This window comes from Candidatus Uhrbacteria bacterium CG10_big_fil_rev_8_21_14_0_10_50_16, assembly GCA_002774875.1.
In the GTDB taxonomy this organism is placed as follows: Bacteria; Patescibacteriota; Patescibacteriia; order UBA9934; family UBA11717; genus UBA11717.
The window spans coordinates 1-17,580 of sequence record PCYM01000006.1; the positions used below are offsets into that span (position 1 = coordinate 1).

The 17,580-nt window shown below is 48.4% G+C and carries 21 protein-coding genes and 2 tRNA genes; 16 read left to right on the plus strand and 7 right to left on the minus strand.

From position 1 onward, the window contains the following. Positions 1-201: 201 nt before the first annotated feature. Together COV06_02965 and COV06_02970 are read right to left on the minus strand one after the other, a co-directional pair. A tRNA-Arg gene (locus COV06_02965) sits at positions 202-277 on the minus strand. Between the two features lie 22 nt (positions 278-299). After that, positions 300-641, minus strand: coding sequence for a hypothetical protein (locus COV06_02970; GenBank protein PIR47397.1), 342 nt, complete (start codon positions 639-641; stop codon positions 300-302). Positions 642-740: 99 nt separating this feature from the next. Between COV06_02970 and COV06_02975 the strand changes: the two genes are divergently transcribed. The 7 genes from COV06_02975 (at position 741) to COV06_03005 (ending at position 5,205) form a co-directional block, all read left to right on the plus strand. Next, a complete protein-coding gene (locus tag COV06_02975) occupies positions 741-1,730 on the plus strand; it encodes a hypothetical protein (GenBank protein PIR47398.1) in 990 nt (329 codons plus the stop codon). 27 nt (positions 1,731-1,757) lie between these two features. Next, positions 1,758-2,471, plus strand: a complete 714-nt coding sequence (locus tag COV06_02980) for a hypothetical protein (GenBank protein PIR47399.1) — start codon at positions 1,758-1,760, stop codon at positions 2,469-2,471. A gap of 3 nt (positions 2,472-2,474) precedes the next feature. Next, a complete protein-coding gene (locus tag COV06_02985) occupies positions 2,475-2,786 on the plus strand; it encodes a hypothetical protein (protein PIR47400.1) in 312 nt (103 codons plus the stop codon). 14 nt (positions 2,787-2,800) lie between these two features. Continuing rightward, positions 2,801-3,208 (plus strand): hypothetical protein, encoded by a 408-nt coding sequence (locus COV06_02990; protein ID PIR47401.1) that lies wholly within the window; start codon positions 2,801-2,803, stop codon positions 3,206-3,208. Positions 3,209-3,354: 146 nt separating this feature from the next. Continuing rightward, positions 3,355-4,074: an ABC transporter gene (locus COV06_02995; protein ID PIR47402.1), complete on the plus strand. Its 720-nt coding sequence runs from the start codon at positions 3,355-3,357 to the stop codon at positions 4,072-4,074. Position 4,075: 1 nt separating this feature from the next. Beyond that, positions 4,076-4,837 carry a hypothetical protein gene (locus tag COV06_03000; protein ID PIR47403.1) on the plus strand — a complete coding sequence of 254 codons (762 nt, stop codon included), beginning with the start codon at positions 4,076-4,078 and terminating at the stop codon, positions 4,835-4,837. Between the two features lie 104 nt (positions 4,838-4,941). Further along, positions 4,942-5,205, plus strand: coding sequence for a 30S ribosomal protein S20 (locus COV06_03005; GenBank protein ID PIR47404.1), 264 nt, complete (start codon positions 4,942-4,944; stop codon positions 5,203-5,205). A 35-nt stretch (positions 5,206-5,240) separates the two neighbouring features. Here COV06_03005 and holA read toward each other — a convergent pair whose 3' ends face one another. Together holA and COV06_03015 are read right to left on the minus strand one after the other, a co-directional pair. Next, complete coding sequence (holA, locus tag COV06_03010; protein PIR47405.1) at positions 5,241-6,215, minus strand: DNA polymerase III subunit delta; 975 nt, start codon at positions 6,213-6,215, stop codon at positions 5,241-5,243. A 154-nt stretch (positions 6,216-6,369) separates the two neighbouring features. Beyond that, positions 6,370-6,852, minus strand: coding sequence for a hypothetical protein (locus tag COV06_03015; protein PIR47406.1), 483 nt, complete (start codon positions 6,850-6,852; stop codon positions 6,370-6,372). A 202-nt stretch (positions 6,853-7,054) separates the two neighbouring features. Here COV06_03015 and COV06_03020 point away from each other — a divergent pair, with 202 nt between their 5' ends. Then, on the plus strand, positions 7,055-7,789 hold the full coding sequence (locus tag COV06_03020; GenBank protein ID PIR47407.1) for a hypothetical protein: 735 nt from the start codon (positions 7,055-7,057) through the stop codon (positions 7,787-7,789). Positions 7,790-7,822: 33 nt separating this feature from the next. Here COV06_03020 and COV06_03025 read toward each other — a convergent pair whose 3' ends face one another. From COV06_03025 to COV06_03035, 3 genes are all read right to left on the minus strand, one after another. Beyond that, positions 7,823-10,519, minus strand: coding sequence for a DNA polymerase I (locus tag COV06_03025; protein PIR47408.1), 2,697 nt, complete (start codon positions 10,517-10,519; stop codon positions 7,823-7,825). 169 nt (positions 10,520-10,688) lie between these two features. After that, a complete protein-coding gene (locus tag COV06_03030; protein PIR47409.1) occupies positions 10,689-11,687 on the minus strand; it encodes a hypothetical protein in 999 nt (332 codons plus the stop codon). Positions 11,688-12,078: 391 nt separating this feature from the next. Then, entirely contained in the window at positions 12,079-12,537 is a 459-nt protein-coding gene (locus COV06_03035) for a hypothetical protein (protein PIR47410.1), read from the minus strand. Between COV06_03035 and COV06_03040 the strand changes: the two genes are divergently transcribed. The 8 genes from COV06_03040 to COV06_03075 all read left to right on the plus strand — a co-directional run bounded on the left by COV06_03040 (position 12,497) and on the right by COV06_03075 (position 17,552). Then, positions 12,497-13,042 carry a hypothetical protein gene (locus COV06_03040; protein PIR47411.1) on the plus strand — a complete coding sequence of 182 codons (546 nt, stop codon included), beginning with the start codon at positions 12,497-12,499 and terminating at the stop codon, positions 13,040-13,042. The genes COV06_03035 and COV06_03040 overlap by 41 nt on opposite strands. A 24-nt stretch (positions 13,043-13,066) precedes the next feature. Continuing rightward, positions 13,067-13,879, plus strand: a complete 813-nt coding sequence (xth, locus tag COV06_03045) for an exodeoxyribonuclease III (GenBank protein PIR47412.1) — start codon at positions 13,067-13,069, stop codon at positions 13,877-13,879. Between the two features lie 47 nt (positions 13,880-13,926). After that, the gene (rpmB, locus tag COV06_03050; protein ID PIR47413.1) at positions 13,927-14,160 is read left to right on the plus strand and encodes a 50S ribosomal protein L28; all 234 of its coding nucleotides are present in this window, start codon (positions 13,927-13,929) and stop codon (positions 14,158-14,160) included. Positions 14,161-14,285: 125 nt separating this feature from the next. Further along, positions 14,286-14,690, plus strand: coding sequence for a hypothetical protein (locus COV06_03055; GenBank protein PIR47414.1), 405 nt, complete (start codon positions 14,286-14,288; stop codon positions 14,688-14,690). Between the two features lie 94 nt (positions 14,691-14,784). After that, the gene (locus COV06_03060) at positions 14,785-15,114 is read left to right on the plus strand and encodes a hypothetical protein (GenBank protein PIR47415.1); all 330 of its coding nucleotides are present in this window, start codon (positions 14,785-14,787) and stop codon (positions 15,112-15,114) included. Between the two features lie 99 nt (positions 15,115-15,213). Next, a tRNA-His gene (locus COV06_03065) sits at positions 15,214-15,288 on the plus strand. 66 nt (positions 15,289-15,354) lie between these two features. Continuing rightward, the gene (locus tag COV06_03070; GenBank protein PIR47416.1) at positions 15,355-15,720 is read left to right on the plus strand and encodes a hypothetical protein; all 366 of its coding nucleotides are present in this window, start codon (positions 15,355-15,357) and stop codon (positions 15,718-15,720) included. 62 nt (positions 15,721-15,782) lie between these two features. Continuing rightward, a complete protein-coding gene (locus COV06_03075; protein PIR47417.1) occupies positions 15,783-17,552 on the plus strand; it encodes a hypothetical protein in 1,770 nt (589 codons plus the stop codon). Positions 17,553-17,580: the final 28 nt, after the last annotated feature.

Genomic DNA, 17,580 nt, shown 5'->3' on the forward strand with positions numbered 1-17,580 from the left:
CAGGCAATACACTGGTACGGCGATGACTCCTTGCGGATTATTTAAAGCAATGTGCCGAGCGCAATTCTCAAAACACGCATGTCCGAAGATGAGCGAGTTCGGCGAAGGAGTCCAGCCCTTCGCCCAAGGTCTTGCTCTTTGTTTCACGTGAAACATTTTTTCTAAAATAACGCAAAACACCCTCTTTCGAGAGTGTTTTACTGGTGCCCCGGGTAGGAATTGAACCTACAACCTCTTCCTTAGGACGGAATTGCTCTATCCGTTGAGCTACCGGAGCATTGTTTCACATGAAACATGTATCACAATTTGATTCTTATCGCCACCACACCTGCTAGAGCCTCCTGCTTTTTTGTGTAAATCTTTCGCAAGAGTTTCAAAATAACTTTACTTGATTCTTCCTCAGAGCATCCAAGTTCAATTCTTGAATACGCTTGAAGTAAATCCTCAAACGTACCGTATCGGTCGATCTTCTCCACGGTCGCAACAAAGCTCTCATTCTCAGAACCCGCTAAAAAAAATTCGATTTCATCCCCAGGTCCAATCTGTTCTCGTTTTTCATCAAATAATCTCATTTCAATCCGCTTTGTACCAAAAACAATTCGATTATACGGAAGTGCATCCAAATGCATTGTATGTTTCATGTAAAACAATTATGTATTAATTGATTAGTCCATCCCACCTAAACATACAACACACTAAGTGTCGTAAAACGTTATTACGTGTGCTATACTTGAACAACTATGGAATCAACCGTCATCATTGTATCACTAATCGCGCTCACTGGCCTCGCCATTGCCACCTTTATTATTCTTAAAAAGCTTCAGGAGATGAAGGAGCTCCAACTTGTCTCTCAAAATGACAAATTAATCTCACAACTCAACGATAATCTTCAAGGAGTTCAGAAGCTTGTAGATCAGAACATGCAGGGCATGCGGCAAAGCGTAGACAAGACAACAGAATCCCTTAATGAACGACTCGACAACGCGGCAAAGATCATCGGGTCCCTTAAACAAGAGATGGGGAGTATGAAGGAAATCGGACGATCTATCTCAGATTTTCAAGCCTTTCTCAAATCACCAAAGTTACGCGGAAACCTTGGTGAGCAATTATTGTACGACACATTGAATCAAGTCTTCTCGTCAGAGCAGTGTGTGCATCAATACAAGTTCAAAGACGGGCAGACAGTGGATGCCATTCTTAAAACTTCTGCCGGTATTATTCCTATCGATTCAAAGTTTCCCATGGAGGCGTACCAACGTTATATTGCAACAGACGATAAAAAAGAGGAGTCGCTTGCGCACAGAGAGTTTACAAATGCCGTACGCAAGCACATTCGCGATATTTCCACCAAGTACATCCTGCCGCAGGAGGGAACGGTTAACTTTGCGGTTATCTATATTCCGTCTGAGTCCGTTTACTACGAGGTGACCATGCAGCACGAGGAGCTCAACACCTACGCGCAACAAAGTAACGTCATGGTAACCAGTCCAAACACGTTCTTTAATTTTTTACATGTAGTTATGATGGGAATGGAGCGCAATAAGTTACAGGAACAGGCGCAACAAATTTGGGAAATTCTAAAAGGCGTACAAAAGGAAACAGAAAAGTTTGGAGAGAAGTTAAGCGTCCTTAATCGCCACGTCACCAATGCCAAAAGTGCTATGGAAACCGTGAGCGGGGAATACACAAAACTTTCCAGTAAGGTGGATCAAGTTAAGCTATTGCAATAATGTCGTTACACGATCGCTGATAATCCTATGAACACCTACCTCATCTGTGGCTATGGAATTCCGGAGAGCATTGCGACCGACGGCAACTACACAACATACCTACATACGGTGTTTAATACCATTTTTTCTCAAAGCGCTACACGAGCGGCAACCATCATTCCAACAGGTGGCCCCAGCAGTTGCACGCCGCCATATAAGGGAACAGAGGCAGAGGTGATTGGAACGTATCTACAGTCCCTTATCAATCGACCCGGAGTGCAAGACAAGACAACCTTGTGGAATGTAGTACTTGAGGACAAATCACTATCATCGCTTGAGAACCTCGTCTTCTCCAAAGCCCTTATTGAAAAGAATGACCTCGCAGGGCCAATCACTATTTTCTGCGAGCACACGCGTGTAGATCGTATACAGCAATTCGCGCAGGCGATCTTTCAAGCTCAGACTGTAACGGTAGAGGGAATCGATTTCGATATCTCTGATAATCGCTATCTGGATCCAGAGATTTTGCAAAGAAAGGAGGAGGCAGCCATCATAGAAGGTCTCTGGACGCTCGCTAACCCAGAACGGCTTGCACGACATCATGAATTCTTTCAAAAGAAATTTGCCTATTTGCGACAACGAGAACGAGAAGGTCTTACGCACACGGAGGCCGTCACCGAATGGTATAAAAATGAGAAAAAGATCATTCAACGGATCATGCCAGATCATCCGCTACTCAAACAACTCAATGGAAATGAATAGTCTATGGAACATAACAAACTTGTACGCGACAGGATCCCAGAAATCATCCGTCAGAATGGAGACATCGCTGAAGTGCGCATTGCGGATTCCAGAGAATTTCAGGAGAAGCTCGTTCAAAAACTCCATGAAGAAGTGCGAGAGTTTATAGAAAATCATTCCGCAGAAGAGGCTACAGACATTATAGAGGTTCTAAGAGCGTATTGTGCTATACTTCACGTAGACCTGGAAGAATTGAAAAACATCCGCGCTCAAAAAGAAGAAGCACGTGGAGGGTATACCAAACAAATCATCCTCGTCAGTACCCGATCACAATAGATCACCGTCTCCTTATGAACAAACGATTCCTCTCACCAATCATCTACGGAGCCTTTCTGATTTTAGTGCTTGTTGCCGTTATGGCCGTCGTGATTGTTTCAGACGCGACTATCGGTTTGCTTCCCTTTGGCATGAACGGCCTCCTTGAAATCCTCTTTACGCTGCTCACACTGGGAACGTATCTCTTTTGGATAGGTAGCAAGATAACCAACAGGGGAGCTTCTTCCGTCAAAAACGGGTTTTTAACGCATATTTATCAATCGTTGTTGGGGTATGTTCTTGCTATTCACAACGGGAGTAATCTTCTCGTTCATGGGTACTATGGCGGGCTTGGTGAAGCCTACCAAGCAATAATGCTTGGTGTTTCCCTCTGGGCGATCGTGATCAATGCCGTATACGTCTATACACATCATAAAAAGTAACTGATCAAAATCCGGAAAACTCCGGGTTTTTAGTTTGTAAAAGACCCGCCCGCTCTCTGTGATAGAATTGCGCAGATCACAAATCCCAAAATAGCTGATTTTGATTCATTGTCTGTTTTATCACCGTTACTTCTTTATACAACACTATGAACGCGTTAGAGATCAAAAACTTTTCCAAATCCTACAATGGGTCTATCGCGGTGAATAATATTAGTTTGACCGTTCCAAAAGGCGAGTTTTTTGGGCTATTAGGCCACAACGGAGCAGGGAAGACCACAACGATTCACTGCATTACAGGCATTTCCAAATTTTCTGAGGGCACAATCCACGTCATGGGAAAGGATGTGCAAAAGGACTACCAAGAGACCCGTGCGCTCATTGGCCTCTCACCGCAGGAGTTTAATGCAGACATCTTTGTCTCGATTGAGACGACGATGGATTTTGTGGGTGGCTTCTTTGGAATGAAAAAGCCAGAACGTACAAAACGTATAAACGAGTTGTTAGAGATGATGGATCTCAGCGAACACCGCAAAAAGCCGTTTCAAGCACTGTCGGGCGGGCTCAAACGTCGTGCGATTCTTGCGCGTGCGCTCATGCATGATCCAGAAATTTTGATCCTGGACGAACCAACTGCAGGAATCGACGTAGAACAACGCCGCGCCCTTTGGAAGTACCTACAAGAACTCCACACGGCTGGAAAAACTATCATCCTCACGTCACACTATTTGGAAGAAGTTGAGCACCTCTGTTCTCGCGTCGCAATCATGCACAACGGAGCTATTCTCACCGAACTAGAAAAGAAGGACTTTAAACAAAACGGATCATTAGAGGAAACCTATCTTACTCTTACGGGATCAGCACTTTAATATGAACATCATCCGACTCACAGCGGTTGTCCGACGAGAGACGCAACGTTTTTTCCGCATTCCGATTCAAACACTCATTGCTCCTTGGATCTCGGCCACACTCTACATCCTCGTTTTTGGCGTGATTATTGGAAGCCACATCAACCTATTTGAAAATATTCGCTATATTGATTTTGTCCTCCCCGGTATTTTAATGATGAACGTGGTGATGTCCGCGCTTGGTCAAAGCTCCACATCGCTATTCTTCCAACGTTGGACACGCGTAATCCACGAGACACTCACCTCGCCACTCTCCTACATTGAGATGATTAGCGGCTACATTATTGGTGCCGTCCTTCGTTCCGTTATTGTTGCAACAGGAATCTATGTGATCGCACTGTTCTTTACCAGTGCCACGTTAGCGCACATTAGTCTGTTCTTCTTCTTTGCCATTATTACATCAGTAATATTTTCTCTCGTGGGTTTAATTGTGGGCCTTTGGGCAGAAAAGATGGAACACCTCAGTATCCTACAGACATTCGTCATTACACCACTTCTCTACGTTGGAGGTGTCTTTAGCAGTATTGGTATGCTGCCAGCTGGGATGCAGACCGTGGCGCGATTCAACCCGTTTTTCTATCTTGTGGACGGCCTACGCTACTCCATGATCGGGTTTACAGAGAGTAATATCCTCGGGGGGATCATTGGATTAATCATCGGAACGATTATCTTATTCCTGATTGTTTTAACACTCTTTAAGCGAGGTTGGAAGCTACGAGCGTAGTGTATTGACAAATTCGCTTCTGATTGGTACCCTGCGGGCACTCGACAAAAAACCTGAGTATTCCCAATGGACACGACCAGAGGGTTTACACATTATTATCACCTATGCCAAATACTTCATCCGCACAAAAAGCTCTTCGTCAGACTATTAAGCGCACACAACGAAACAAGATGGTAAAGCACGGTATGACCGTTGCAACCAAGATGGTTCGCAAGTCCGCAGCCGCCGGTACCGCCGACGACGCTCGCAAGGAGCTCATCGCTGCACAGAAACTTATTGCAAAAGCTGCACAGAAGAACGTGATCAAAAAGAACACAGCAAGCCGAAAGATTTCTCGCCTCAGCAAGCTCATTGCAAAGATCAAATAACGGATTCTAAAAAACAGCCTTCGGGCTGTTTTTGTTTAGGTGACTACGAGATCGATCACGAGTTGTTTGAGTACGTCTACGTCTCCCATGGATTCACGCTTAAGTCTCAACTCCGCCTTCATAACAGCGTCTACCATCATTTTTAAATCATCGGCCTCTACCTGCATGGCGCGCGACAACGTCTTTTTAACAATGAACGGGTGCAGTCCCAACACGCGCGCAGCATCCCGCTCGCTTCCGCGGCCGTGCACCATGGCAAACGCTCGTAGTTCCACAAGTAATTGCACCTCGCGTTCCAACATCATGAGTAATTGACCCGCCGCCGTTCCGCGCGACAACTCGTTAGATAGTAATTGAACGGCTTGTTGTTGTTTACCTTCTCGCACAGCATCCAAAAATGCAAACAACTTATCGTTAAACGTTGGCTCCACATATTGCTCTACAAGTGCTTTTGTTACCGCACTCGTTCCTGCCGCTGCCGAAACCTTATTGAACGCATTCACGAGTCGCCACGTATCACCATCTGCTCGAACAATCAGCTCCTGCACCGCATTCGATGGCCAGGCTTGAGATCTTGCCACTATGAGCGATCCAACAAAACCTTGTGCCTCCGATGAAGTCATTTCTCCAAACGGAAACATATGCAGATCACCTGTCTCTTTGAGTGCAAGGTAAAGTTTGTTCTTTGTTGCACGCTCTTTTGTAACACCCGTATCCAATAAAATAACAATCGTCTCCTCTCCGCGGCCCGCAAGTCGTTTAGCCCACAGCTCTGCGTCTGCCTTCTTTGTGATAGACAGTGCTAGTCCAACAATAATCACCATTCTACGTTCTGCCAAAAACGGCGGAGCACCTACCGCGCTCATAATCTCACCCACCTCGTGCTCGCCGATACTAAAACGATCCATGTTCATTGCGCTTGGATCGTATTTCTCCTTAAATCGCGCCACCATCTCCTCCACCTTTTGCTTGGCGCGATAACTGTCTTCTCCGTAAATAGTGAGTACCATAGTGAAGGGATTTTACCACAGATCCAAACGACGTATGACTTTCATGCTGTCCGGTTCTTTGTTGCCCACAAAACAAGACATTAATAAAAGCCAAAGCCCCAAACCAGATGGTAAGGGGCCTTAGACGTTCCGCCGTTTGGCGGGGTTGAAGGTTTTACTCGAAGTGGCAGAGGATGAGCTCATCAATGAGCTCGGCCTCCACGATGGGGCCAAGGCCCCCGAGTACGGGGTGGTCACCGATCTTGATCGCCAGATCGCGGCACGCCACCAGGAACCGATACAGGCGATAGTCGCGACGCATCGCCTCGATCAGCAGTGCGGGGTTCATAACCCCGCACTCCATGGCCTGGAGTCCATGAAGGATGTTGGACAGAACATGCTCATAGCATCCGCCGCCCAACACCTGGACGGGCGCATGGATTATGTAGGCCCAATTGAATCCGCACCCGCAAAACTGTCCCGTGCCCCCGTGATGGCACTCGGGCAGCTCGTGCTCCACCATCCGCGCCATCGCCCCGTCGAACCCGCCCTCCGTGGCCTCGCAGGGCCGGATGATCTTCTTCTTGGCAAGCTCCAGGGTCTCATTCACCTTCTGCTCGAACTTGATCTTGCGGCTCTCGCTCATAACGTAGCTCATGACGCTCTCCTCGTTGCCACAGAACGTGGCGGGTTTATTTGCGTTCTTGTTTCAATCAGGCTCTTGCGTTTCTGCCTTCCTGATCTTGGTTCTGTTATATCACGAAAATCGACTATTGTCAATACCTAATATATCCGTATTCTATACTATATACGCATTGATTTGACAGATAAGCACAATATGGTATAAATAATATTGACATATGGACATCCAAAACGAACTTAAGCAACTTGATTTAACCAAAACAGAAATTTTGCTCTATCTGTACCTGTTGGAATCAGGGCTATCCACTCCACCACAAATTGCAAAAGGGACAGGGATCGCACGCACAAATACCTACAACGTTCTACAAAGTTTAATTGGAATGGGTTTGATAGAGGAACATTTGGAGGGACACAAACGCGCCTACATTGCGCGCGACCCGCAAGCGCTCCTGGACACGCTCAATAGAAAGAAGGAAGCGCTCACAAGGGTCCTTCCTGACTTACGTGCACTTCATGTTACGCAAAAAAATAAGCCAAAGATTCGATTTAACGATGGATGGGAAAGTGTAAAAGAAATTTATCGTCAGTCAACCGTGGGAAAAGAGCTGTTTGCTATTGGCTCTACAAAACGGCTGGTTGAATTAGATAAACCATTTTTTTCGGAGTTTGAAAAATCCCTTCTGTTAAAGGGGACCATCCTGCACGATATTGTAACCGCCAGCTCTCGTGAAGTTGCCGAGGGTTCAACATCGGTAGAATTGAAGGGTTTGTATGATCTTACCGTCTTGCCACCCGAATATGGAGAGATGGCAACCGACATCTTGATTTGGGGAGACAACGTTGCACTCATTTCATTGCAGGAACCAATATTTGGAACCATTATTACAAGTCCAGCGATCGCCGAATCGTTCAGACTGGTAGCGAGAGTTATGTCACGTTCGTTGCAATCGTAGGTAATGATACCTAGCACATAGCAAAACAAGCTCTTACGAGCCTGTTTGATTCCATGGTTGCATATCCTTCCAATCTTGCCCCACCTCCACATCCACCGTTAACGGAACAGGGAGTTGCACAACACCTTCCATAACCGCCTTCATTTTCTTAGCAACTGTATCCACCAACGAATCCTTAACTTCAAACACCAATTCATCGTGTACCTGCAAAATCATCCGCGCATCTCCTCCGTAGCCTTCCTCCATAAGCCACGCCTGCGCCTCTACCATCGCCATCTTGATCATATCCGCCGCCGCCCCTTGCAACGGCATATTCACCGCCATACGTTCCGCTGACGCACGAAGCATCTGCATGCCAGAATCCAGATCTGGCAGCTCACGTCGTCGCCCAAACAGCGTCTCCGCATACCCCGCCTCCTTTGCCGTCTCCAACGACGCATCCAAATACGCACGAACCGCAGGGAATACCTCAAAATACCGCTCAATAAATTCTTTTGCCTCTTGAAACGACACATCAATATTACGAGATAGTGCGCGTGGTCCCATGCCATAAATAATCCCAAAGTTCACCGCCTTGGCCGCCCTTCGTTGCTCCTTGGTCACTTCCTCCTCCGGCACGTTAAAGACTTCTGCCGCGGTAGACTTATGAATATCACCTCCCGACGTAAACACCTTTATCATTTTCTCATCCTTAGAAAACGCCGCGACTAGCCGTAGTTCAATCTGCGAATAATCAAGTGCCAGCAACGTATGCCCCTTTGGTGTCACAAACGCTTTACGAATCTCGCGCCCAAGCTCCGTGCGAATTGGAATGTTTTGCAGGTTAGGGTCAGAACTCGAAAGCCTGCCCGTTGCCGCGACCGTTTGATTAAATGACGTATGTAATCGTCCATCGGCTCCCACCAACTCGGGCAATGCATCCACGTACGTCGACTTCAGTTTACTCATTTCTCGGTATTGAGAGATGAGCGGAACAATGGCATGCGTCTCCCAGAGCTTCTCCAACTCACTCGCCGCTGTTGAGTAGCCTGTCTTGGTCTTTTTAATTCCCTTCACCGGCAACTGCAAGTCGGTAAATAACACCTCCGCCAATTGCGACGGGGAATTAATGTTACATTCACGCCCTGCAAGCTTCCAAATCTGTTTTGTGAGCGTCTCCAGTTCCTTTTCAAGCACCTTAGACATCTTCTTAAGTACATCCACATCCAACATGACGCCGTCTCGCTCCATTTCAAACAACACCTGAATCAACGGATGCTCAATCGTCTCATACAAGGACTGCATCCCACTATCCTGTAAACGTTTTGTGAGATGTTCTGCTAGCGGCACGTACTGCGCAACAGCGTTTCCAAAGGTAATAAAGCCTGAGTCCTTGGTAAAATCGGTAGGAATATCGATCGCTTTTGATCCAAGTTGCGAGGCAAAGATAGAATCAAGTGACAATTTTCGATCTCCAACTGATACCAGGTAGCTTGCCACCATCACATCAAATCCCTCTGGCGAAAGTGTCGCATCTACAGTTTCAAAGAGCTTTAACAATCGCTTTAGGTCGTACGTAATAAATGCACGTGACACAAGAAACGGCAGCAGTGATTGAATCGTTCTTTTTGATGGAGAAGGAAATACATACGTCTGCAAACCATTGGAAAGCGCGAGTGCCGTGAGGGAAGACCCAAACAAATCGGGTGTGTGCGAGACAACTTCCAGTGCGTACTGCGTCTCTGTACCAGAAAATACATCCAAAAGGTCTGAGACGTTATCGCCCGTTGCATCAACAATCACGAAACCACGTACAATCTTCTTTGTAGGTGCCTTGGCTTCCTGTTTCTCTACCGATCCACGCGATTCCAAACGTTGCAGGAGATTGGCAAACTCAAATCGTTTGTACAGTTGTTTAACCTTTTGCCAGTCCGCTTCCTCAACCTGCGCCTTGTTAAAGGAGAATTTCATAGGTACATCTCGCATGATCGTGGCCAACTCCAAGCTCATGCGCGCGTTCTTCTCATCCTCTCGCAACTTTTTCTGAACACCCGGTGAGATAGACCCTTCCATACTCCCATCGTTGAGCGCCGCGTAAATGCCATCCAAATCCCCGTAGAGTTGAATGAGTGTCGTGGCCGTCTTTGCACCAATCCCTTTGACCCCAGGAATATTGTCGGACGAATCACCTGCCAGTGCCTTGTAATCAATCACGTGATCCGGCCCAAATCCAAAACGTTCCCTCACCGCCTCCACGTCGTAGACCTTCATGTTGGAGAATCCTTTTACAAAAATGTGTGCCTCCGTGGAATCGTCTACCAGTTGAAGAGCATCCAAGTCGCCCGTAATAATCACGGTGTCCGTTGCATCGTTGTGTCGCTCGATTTCTGCGATCGTGCCAATCAAATCATCTGCCTCATATCCCTCGATCCCGAAGTAGGGAATACCGTACGCGTCCAAAATCTCGTTAATGTAGGCTACTTGATCGTACAGCTCCTGTTCCTTAACCTCGCGCCCAGCCTTGTAATCATCAAATACCTCGTCTCTAAATGTGCCGCCTTTTACGTCCCAACAAACCACCAGGTGTGTTGGGTGTTGTTCCAAAATCAATCGATCAATCACCGTTGCAAAGCCGTAGACCGCATTCACGACCAGACCTTCGTGTGTGGTGAGTGGGGGGATGGCGTGCCAAGCGCGGTGAAGAATAGAATTGCCGTCAATAATGTAGAGTCGTTTTGTGATTGCTTGCATGTAAGCCTATTTTCGCATGAATTGGCCTATTTGATAAGCCGAACAAACAACAACGCCCGCGAGGAGTGGCCTGCGGGCGTGGACGTTGGTGACCGGTGCGGCCGGTGCTGCGGGGGAGGGCCCGTAGCACCGGCCGATCGGTTGAGTTGCGTCCGAATGGACGCGGGGGCTAGGCCGTGGGGGCGTCGCCGGTCGCGGTCGGCTCGGTGCCGGTCGCGAGGGTGACCGTCGGCGTGTCGCCGTCGATGCCGGGGTTCGCCATGTCGGTGGGGGTCGGCCAGGGCCGGGTGCCGAAGCCGCCGGTGATGTTCTGGTAGGTCATGGTGCCCTTGTCGAGGCGCAGGGCGTAGCCCATGTCCTCGGTGGGGGTGCCCACCATCTTCCAGCTCTCATCGAAGGTGGCGGTGTAGGCCTTCCCGGCGTCGAAGTCGACGAAGGAGGCCACCTTGGTGCCGTCCGGGGCCACCGCGATGCGGCGGGCCGGCAGGTTGATCCCGAGGTCGGCGAAGCAGACCTCGGTCATCATGGTGTCGTCGACCATCGTGCCCCCGTGGGTGGCCGTGATGGCCGTGATGTCGCTGTCGCTCTCGGCGAAGTCCACGACGTAGTGACCCTCCTTGTCCATGAGGACGGCGAAGGTGGCGGTGTCGTCCTCGCAGAGGACAACCTGGGTGCGACCGGAGGCGTCGATCACGCAGCCGATGTTGCCCTCGACGCCCAGCTCCTGGAAGACCATCTTCAGCCCCTGCAGGGCGTCGGCGTTGTCCTGCAGGAGGGTGGGGAGGTTGAACGTGTCGCCGTCGATCCCCAGGTTGACGGCCATGTAGCGGCGCCCGCCCATGTCCAGGTAGTTGGGGATGGCCACGACGCCCGGGTGAGGCACCATGACCGCGTTGACGGCGTCGCCGTCGATGTCGATGCCGAAGCGGATCCGGTTGCAGTCGATCTCGACGATGCCGACCGCCCGAGCGGGGATGACCCCACCCATCTCGGCGTCCATCATCAACTGCAGGCCGCGGGTCACCATCTCGGGGCTACCCTCGGCCACGTAGACGCGGTCGATCTTCTTGCCGGAATCCAGGTTGTTGGAATGGTTCAAGGGTCTCCTTAGCCGTGTGGGCGCTGGGGCCCAAACACGGCGTGCGAGCGAGGTGGCCAAGACGGTCACCTTTGGCTCATGTAACGCGTTCACAGGATCCCTCCTCCTGTAATTGCGAGACAAACGGGAATCTACACGACACCACGATTCTCGTCAAGCCCTCATCCACCCCGAAATCTACAAAAAGGCTAACGTTGGCTCAAATAACGCTAATTTGCTCCAAACCCACCCCAATCGATTGACAGATAACGGAATCCATGGTATTAAGTAGTTGTCGTCGTCAAAGCCCATTGGCCAATCGGCCGCGAGGCAACCCCACAGGCATCTAAAAAAATGGATGAGCGTGGTGAACACGGGAACAATTTAGTTGAATCGGCACAGAACTTACAGTATCGGCTGGAATCCTATAGAAACCCATGTATTCAAAAACCCCCAAATCGGGGGTTTTTTGTTTGCGCTGTTAGTTGGTAAGGATGAGTGGGATGCTCACGGTATCAATCTGTGCGCCATCCGCTGCGGAGTATTGGAACACCTCGAGAAGAAGGTTTGATCCATAGTCGGCTGGCACGTTGATCGAGAAGCTAAACGGTCCAAACAATCCAATGTCCGTTGCACTCGTCGTTTCATGACCTTCAAAGGCGTTTCCCGTAACCATATCCGTTAATCGCCAAGTAAACGCTTGCTCAAACACACGTGCCTCACCTTCTACAAAAATCACAGAATCCACTTCCTGACTCACCAACGGTTCAAACACGGTAATATTATCACTTGGTGTCGCCATTTCGAGCACCTCATCTGCCGCAATCGAGAGTGAGACATCAGGAACCTCCCCCTGATCCGCATTAATATCTACGTTTACCGTCAAGCAACCAGAGCCAATGAACATCAATGCCCCAAAAACCGTAATAAGCTTTTTCATAGAAATGGATAACGATACTTTAAATGTTCCTCCATCCGCGGCGAGCGTATTGCCGAACGGAGCGTCTCCCTGTATCTTACTCTACATGGTACAAGAAGCAACAACCCTCTTGCAAACAGCAGGTTTGCGTATCACACAGCCTCGCATCGCCCTTCTTGCGGTTTTATCCTGCGCCAAGCACCCATTACGCGCACAAGAGATCGCCAAAAAACTCCCAACAGGCAGCGCAGACACGGCAACCGTGTATCGATCCATGAACGCGCTCGTAGATGCCGGCATCGTGCGTCGCATTGATCTAGACACACAGGCAAAGTTTTTCGAATTAGACCGTGGCGACGATCATCATCATCTTGTCTGTGTCGTCTGTCACAAAATCGAAGATGTCCACACATGCGAAGTTGATTCCATTACAAAACATGTTCTCAAAAGCTCCGCATTTTCCTCCATCAATCATCACCATTTGGAATTCTTTGGCACCTGCAATACGTGCGCCCGTAATACATAGGTTTTCTACTCGTCGCAATCTACTATGTCTAAACAAACACTGAAAATTATTTCCTGGAATGTTAATGGCCTACGAGCCGTTTTGCGCAAGGACGCATTTTTACCGTTCATAAAAGAGCACCAACCCGATATCCTGTGTTTACAGGAGACAAAAGCGCAACAAGGCCAAGCGGAGATCGATCTCCCCGAGTATGAGGAGCTTTGGAACTCGGCCGATAAAAAAGGGTACGCTGGCACGGCCATTTTTACAAAGATCAAACCATTGTCTATCACATTCGATATCCCCGGTGCGGACGTAGAAAAATTTGTTGATCAATTTGGCAACACTCTCAACGAAGGACGTGTTGTCTGTGCTGAGTTTGAAGATTTTTACCTTGTAACTGTTTACACGCCTAATGCAAAACGCGGACTCGAACGTCTTACCTATCGCCACACCGTCTGGGACCCGGCATTTTTGCATTACATGAAGCAATTGCAGAAAAAGAAACCAGTGATTTTTTGCGGCGATCTTAATGCGGCGCATCAGGAAATCGATCTCGCACGTCCAAAAGACAATCATAAAAACGCCGGCTTTACAGATGAAGAGCGAGGGGGGATTAGTAAGATAATTCAAGCAGGATTTGTTGATTCGTATCGACATCTCTATCCAGAAAAGACCGAAGCCTACACGTGGTGGAGTCACTTCCAAAAGGCGAGGGAGCGCAATGTTGGATGGCGTATCGACTACATATTTTTAAGTGATTCCCTTACAAACAGGCTTAAAAGTGCCGCAATCCACCCCGAGGTTATGGGATCGGATCATTGCCCGGTGGAGATCGTTATAACGCGCGAGAGTTGACAAGATTCTCTCCACAAGGTAGGATCAGGCCACACTTAATAGAGTCTATGTCTCGAACTTGCCAACTTACTGGAAAACGCGCCTTGGCTGGAAACAACGTAAGCCACTCCAAGCGACGCACACGCCGAACCCAAAAGCCTAACTTGCAACTTAAGAACCTCCTTAATCCCGCAACAGGAAAGAAGGAAAAAGTTCTTCTTGCAACCTCCATGCTTCGTACACTTAAGAAGTGGGATGCCGCTGGAAAGGTCTACGATCTTCTCAAAATGAAAAAGGCGTAACATGAGCTTGCCCGTCTATCGGGCGGCTCGTTTTTTGTTTAAAAATAAACGGTTTCTATATTACCTTTCACCATTGCCAAACAGATACAAATGCGGTACGCTTTGTGCGTATTTAAACAGAGCTTATGGCAGACAAGAAACAGAACACAAAGGATCTCTTTTCCCCAGAATTCATTGTGGAAATGAAGGGGCTTTTAGAACAAGAACGTGAGGAGTTAGAAAAGAAGCTTGGCGTACTTGGAACACACGCTCCCGTTAAGGGCGAGGAGGTGGATGTAGATGGAACCTACCCAGAGTATGGTGACGAGGACGAGGACGCCGTTCACGAGATTGAGGAGTTTGTGGTGAATCAAAATCTGAAGGTTGAATGTGAAAGTCAATTGCGTGACGTGATCGGAGCGCTTGATCGACTTACAAAAGGAACCTACGGAATTTGCAAGTACACGGGTGAAAAAATTAGTGAAGACCGTTTGCGCATTCGGCCAACATCAAGCTCGAGCGTCGCAGCAAAGTCGGCGTTCAAACCGTAAGTCGAGTACAGAATAAATACCTCTCCTACACGGAGGGGTTTTTAGTTGACGGTGGCGTGTGTGCGTGGTAACAAGTAAGAGAAGGGAGGCGAGCATGCCACATAAACCGATCGTTCGGTATCCCGTACGTATCTCGGGTCTGAGCGAGGGCACGACGGCAGAGCTGCAGTTCCGCCAAAGCGAGGGCAAGCAACTCATCGGCGTGATTCTCCGACTCGGCAACTGTTCGGCCGTTCGTTGGGCGGCATTCCCCGTGCATCAGATCAAGATGCAGATCAGGCTCATGCAGGCAATCGAGAAAGGAGACATGACGTTGTTCCTCAAGCTAGTGCATGAAGGACACCACGTCGTTCTGGTCTGTGATCATGTGGAATACCGCATTCACCTGCCTGCCGAGCTCCCCTCGATTCTCTTTGCCGCATGATGCGACGTACTCCACCGGCGCCCCACTTGAGGGCGCCTCACATTTTTACACAGAGGTCTTGATCATTTTAGTGAAATGCGTTAGGATGTCGCGTGCATGGCGGCCATGGTGAAACGGTTATCACAGGGGTTTGTGGTACCTCTATTACGGGTTCGATTCCCGTTGGCCGCCCCAGCAAACACATCGACCAAAGGTCGGTGTTTTTGTTTAACGGGTTATTTGTAGTAGAATCTTTTTATTATGGGAAGACAGCGACCACGCTTTATCTCAGAATTTTCGCCAGACATTCCTGCAGAACACGCAGAACTTGCTGCAATCATTTTTGCGGCAGAAAGATCCGCAGAGACTCCAGAGGTAGATCTACACGGTCTCGATGTGCACGACGCACTTCATGAAATCGACCTTTTCATTGACCGTGCATTTATCCGTGGAGATCGTGGCGTTAAAATCATTCACGGCGCAGGAACAGGCATATTACGTAAAGCCGTGAGAGAGCATCTCAAAAGTCACGAGCACATTCAAACATCAGTCCCCGCATCAGGTGCCGAAAGTTCGGGCGTCACCATTGCAATCTTAGAACACAACGGAGACGTGCGACTAAAATAGATTCGTCTTACAGATACTCCGACACTAGGTCGGTGTTTTTGTTTGAGGTATAATCTCTGCACATGGAGGAAAACAAAACCGTTTTTAATTACACGCTCTCCTTTATCTCCGTCGCGCGATGGCGATTTATTTTTGTAACATTTATTGCTACGCTTCTTGCGGTATTGCGCGTTATTGAGCCAGCTATTTATGGACGCATTGTGGATGTGGTTGTTACCGGTCTCACAAATAATGACACGGTCGGTCTGCTCCATAGTATAACGGGCTATCTACTACTCTGGGTTGGTCTCTTTTTCTTTACACAAATTTTTGGCACGCTCAATCAATATATGATGTGGCATGCCAACAACATTGTTTCTCGTCACTTTTCTGCGAATATTATTCGCAACGTCCTCGGGTGGAGTCAGCAACGGTACGGCAAGCACTCCAGCGGATCCATCCTCAAAATTTGTGACGAAGCCTGGCGCGCCATCTGGGTCGTTACACAGACATTCATCGACAACATACTTCCCTCCACCGTTTCCTTTATTACGGTGTTGATTCTCGGTTTTGTCCTCGACTGGCGACTCACTCTCATCTCCATGGTTGGCCTCCCTATTGCATTAACCATGGGACTTTACGCATGGAAAAAGGCCGAGCCAAAACAAGCAAAAATATCGGAAGGGTGGTCCGACCTCTCCCGTCTGCTTGGAGAGATGATTGGCAATATGCGTGCCGTGCAGGATTTTGCGCAAGAAGAAAGGCAAGAGCAACTCTTTAACAAACGTCATGACAGTGTTACAGATAAGCAGCTTAAGCTCAATGTCTTCTGGTCGATTTTTGATGGAGGAGGGAATACCGCTATTATTCTCACACGTATTGTGGTGTTTAGTGCCGGTGTTTACTTTGTCTCAGATGGATCGTTGACACTGGGAGTGCTCATTACATTCCTTGGAATGCTGGGGTACTTACTCAACCCAATCCAATACACAATCGCTAATGCATTGCCGAGTTACACGCGTGCGCTGTCTCAAATCAAACAACTCTACGTGCTCGTGTCCGACAAAAACGACGTTGCAGAATCACCACAAGCAACAAAGCTTAAACATGTGCGTGGATCGATCGAACTGCAAAACGTCACCTTTACCTACACGAATCAAAGACGGGCAACACTTCGTAATATCTCACTCGCCATTCCCGCCGGAACGAGTTGTGCGCTCATAGGACCAAGTGGAGCAGGAAAGAGTACTTTGGTAAAACTTATCAATCGTACAGTTGATCCGACACGTGGTCACGTCTGTATTGATGGAAACGATGTATGCGATTACACATTGCAGTCACTGCGGTCTAACATCGGGGTCGTTACGCAAGAAGCCTACCTCTTCCAAGATACGATCCTCTACAACGTCCGCTTCGCAAAACCAAGTGCATCAAGAAAAGAAGTTATCGCGGCATGTAAAAAAGCACAGGCCCACGCGTTTATCTCACGGCTTCCAAAAGGGTACGACAGTATTGTTGGAGAGCGTGGTGTTAAATTAAGCGGGGGAGAGCGGCAACGAATTTCTCTGGCACGCATTTTCCTCGCCGACACACCGATTCTCATCCTCGATGAATCAACAAGTGCGCTCGACAGCCAAACGGAGCACAAACTTCAAGCAACGCTTAAAACAGCTATGAAGGGCCGAACAACAGTCCTCATCGCCCATCGCCTCTCCACCGTCTACCTCGCAGATCAAATAGCGGTGATCGATAAAGGCACGATCGCAGATATCGGAACCCATGCCGAGCTTATGCAAAAAGGTGGGCTCTATCAACGTCTTTGGAAGCTACAATCGGGAGGTTACCTCAAATAAAAAAACACCCGGCGTACGTCGGATGTTT